The sequence below is a fragment of the uncultured Jatrophihabitans sp. genome (assembly GCF_964246335.1).
GTDB lineage: Bacteria > Actinomycetota > Actinomycetes > Mycobacteriales > Jatrophihabitantaceae > Jatrophihabitans.
Genome location: NZ_CAXTQF010000124.1, coordinates 1 through 2,997, shown reverse-complemented (window position 1 = coordinate 2,997; position 2,997 = coordinate 1). Strand labels below are relative to the sequence as shown.

Sequence of the window (2,997 nt, the reverse complement as noted above, 5' to 3'; positions counted from 1 at the left end):
CCACGCCATGTTGTCGCGCAGGTAGTCGAAGCCGAACTCGTTGTTCGTGCCGTAGGTGATGTCCGCCTCGTAGGACGCGCGCCGCTTCTCCGGCGGCATGTCGTTGAGGATCTTGCCGACAGACAGGCCGAGGAACCGGTGCACGCGACCCATCCAGTCGGCGTCACGACTGGCCAGGTAGTCGTTGACGGTGACGACGTGCACGCCGTCCCCGGTGAGCGCGTTGAGGTAGACCGGCAGCGTGGACACCAGGGTCTTGCCCTCACCGGTCTTCATCTCGGCGACGTTGCCGAGGTGCAGCGCGGCGCCGCCCATGAGCTGCACCTTGTAGTGGAACTGGCCCAGCGTGCGGCGCGCGGCCTCGCGCACGACGGCGAATGCCTCGGGCAGCAGATCGTCGAGGCTCTCGCCGTCGCCGAGACGTTCCTTGAACTGGTCGGTCAGCTCACGCAGTTCGGCGTCGGTGAGGTCGACGTAGTCGTCCTCGAGGGTCTCGATGTGATCGGCGATGGCCGACAGCCGGCGGACCTGTTTCTGCTCGCCGGCACGCAGAAGTTTGGCTAGCACCACGCGGGCCATGGTACGGGGCACCCTGTGGCGTGCACGGTGGCGTCACAGTCCGGTCACGCTCGGCAGCCGCTCTGGCACGCTGACCGCGTGGGACGCTTGCGCGACGTCGAGCTCGCCGATCTCGAACTGCGCGGCGAGCAGGTCGTCCTCCGGCGGTGGCGGGCCGACGACGCCGACCGCGTTCACCAGATCATGCAGGACGCGTCCATGCACGCCTTTCTCGACCGCCTGCCGCAGCCCTACACCCGTACCGACGCCCAGGCCTTCGTCGACGACCTGGGGCATGAGGGCCGCGACGCGGGAACCGGCCTCGGCAGCGCGGTCGTCGAGCGCACGTCCGGCCGGGTCGTCGGCGCCGCCGCGCTGCGCCTGGGTGCGGACGCGGAGATCGGCTACTGGGTGGCGCCGGACGCCCGCGGACACGGCTACGCCGCACAGGCAACTCGCGTGCTGACCCGTTTCGCGCACGAACAGGGCGTGCACCGGATCCATGTCGACTGCGATCTCACCAACCTGGCGTCGGTCCGCAGCGCACTCGGTGCCGGTATCCCCTTCGAGGGCATCGTCCGTGCCGGCGCGACCGGCCGCGACGACACACCACGCGATGTCGCCCGGTTCGCCCGGGTTTTCGACGACCCGGTCGCGCCGGTTCCGTACGCCTTCCCGGCATTGCCGCACGGCGGCCTGCGCGACGGGGTGCTGGCGCTGCGGGCGATGGAGCCCGCCGACGCGCTCGCCTACCTGCAGACCGAGAACGACGACGTGAGCGTGCGGTGGAGCTTCGACGGCGAGTTGACGACCGAGGCGCAGGCGCAGCGTCGATGTGCGCGCGCCGGTCTGGACTGGCTGGTCGGCCGCCAGGCGCAGTTCGCGATGGTCGACGTCGCGTCCGGTCGGGTGGCCGGCAATTGCCAGCTGCGTAACTCGCCGCTGCCCCGGGTGGGCGATGTCGGTTACGCGGTACACCCGGACTTCCGCGGCCGCGGCTACACCGGCCGCGCGCTGCGACTCATGGCGGACTGGGCGTTCGACGTGCTGGGCTACGCCCGCCTCGAACTCGGCGCGAAGACCGACAACGTCGCCTCGCAACGCGCGGCGCTCGCCGGCGGCTTCGAGGCCGACGGCGTGCGCCGCTCGCGGCTGCCCAACGCGGACGGTTCGATGTCCGACGAGGCGTGGTTCGCCCGGCTTAGCCCGGGCGTTTCGCCCACCGGAGCTCAGGTCACGGCGAGGCGCAGCAGGCCGTAGTCGTAGGCGTGCCGCCGGTAGACGACGCTGGGGCGGCCGGACTCGGAATCGCAAAACAGGAAGAAGTCGTGCCCGACGAGTTCCATCTCGAACAACGCCTGGTCGACGGTCATCGGCGTGGCCGGGTGCTCCTTGCTCCGCACGACCTGCCCGGGGCCCGCGTCCGGCTGCGCGCCGTCGCTGCGCGCCGCGTCGATGTCCTGGGCGCTGGCGACGTCGTCGGGCAGCAGGTCGGGCAGTGCGGCCGTGACCTCGGCGACGGAACGCGGCGTGCGGCGTCCGTGGTGGATGCGCCGGCGGTCGGCGGCGTGCCGCAGCCGGCGCTCGAGCTTGTCCACGGCGAGGTCCAGCGCGGCGTAGAAGTCGTCCGAGCACGCCTCGCTGCGGACGACCGGGCCGCGGGTTCGACAGGTGATCTCGATGTGTTGACAACTGCCGTTCTGTCGCGGGTTCTTCTCATGTTGCAGCTCGACGTCGACTCGGATGATCTTGTCGTCGTACCGCTCCAGCTTGCCGAGTTTCTCGCCGACGTGCTGGCGGAAGTGATCGGGGACGACCACCTTGCGCCCGCGCACGACGATCTCCATGCTGCCCACGACAGTTTCCATGCGACCTCCACGATGCTCGAGAAACTCGAGCGCGCACGAACTCGTCAGGTGCCGGTCGGCTGCTGGTGATCCGGCCGACCCGCGTGCGGGCCGAGAATCGCCTACTCGGTCAGGTCGCTAAGACGCTAGACCGCGTACCTGGGCGCTGCCAATGGGCAAACCGTGGTCTTGCGTTTCCACGTCCGGCACCGCGCGCCGGCGCGGTGCCGGCGTCGCGGCGACCACCGCGGCGCCGAGCACCGGCCAGCCCGCTGCGACGAGGGCGCGGCAGGCCTCGCGCAGGGTTGCTCCGGTGGTGACGATGTCGTCGACCACGACGGCCGCGCACCCTGGCGGCGCCGCCCGGGCGTTCATCGCCGCGTGCATGTTGCACGCGCGCTCGCCGGCACTGAGACCGGCCGAATCGGCCACCGTGCGGACGAGCGCCAACGACGGCATGGCCGGCACGCCCGTCTGCCACGCCGCGCGCCGGGCGAGGCGCACCACGTGATCGCCGCCGCGGGCCGCCGCCGCCCGCCGGCTGGACGGCACCGGCACGAGCACCGTGCGGCCCGCCGCCCGGTGCTCGTGC

General features: G+C 71.4%; 3 protein-coding genes and 1 pseudogene. 1 reads left to right on the top strand and 3 read right to left on the bottom strand.

Annotation, left to right across the window (positions count from 1 at the left end; all coding sequences use genetic code 11):
• Nucleotides 1-570 (bottom strand): annotated as a pseudogene (locus ACFFCN_RS18580) (preprotein translocase subunit SecA); the annotation flags it as partial.
• Nucleotides 571-657: 87 nt separating this feature from the next.
• On the opposite strand from ACFFCN_RS18580, the gene ACFFCN_RS18575 reads away from it, so the two are divergent.
• Nucleotides 658-1,818 carry a GNAT family N-acetyltransferase gene (locus ACFFCN_RS18575; RefSeq protein ID WP_375494092.1) on the top strand — a complete coding sequence of 387 codons (1,161 nt, stop codon included), beginning with the start codon at nucleotides 658-660 and terminating at the stop codon, nucleotides 1,816-1,818.
• Here ACFFCN_RS18575 and hpf read toward each other — a convergent pair.
• Both hpf and ACFFCN_RS18565 read right to left on the bottom strand, forming a co-directional pair.
• Nucleotides 1,788-2,405, bottom strand: a complete 618-nt coding sequence (gene hpf, locus ACFFCN_RS18570) for a ribosome hibernation-promoting factor, HPF/YfiA family (protein WP_375494094.1) — start codon at nucleotides 2,403-2,405, stop codon at nucleotides 1,788-1,790. The genes ACFFCN_RS18575 and hpf overlap by 31 nt on opposite strands.
• 138 nt (nucleotides 2,406-2,543) lie before the next feature.
• A partial coding sequence (locus tag ACFFCN_RS18565) for a ComF family protein (protein ID WP_375494090.1) occupies nucleotides 2,544-2,997 on the bottom strand: 454 nt, incomplete at its 5' end.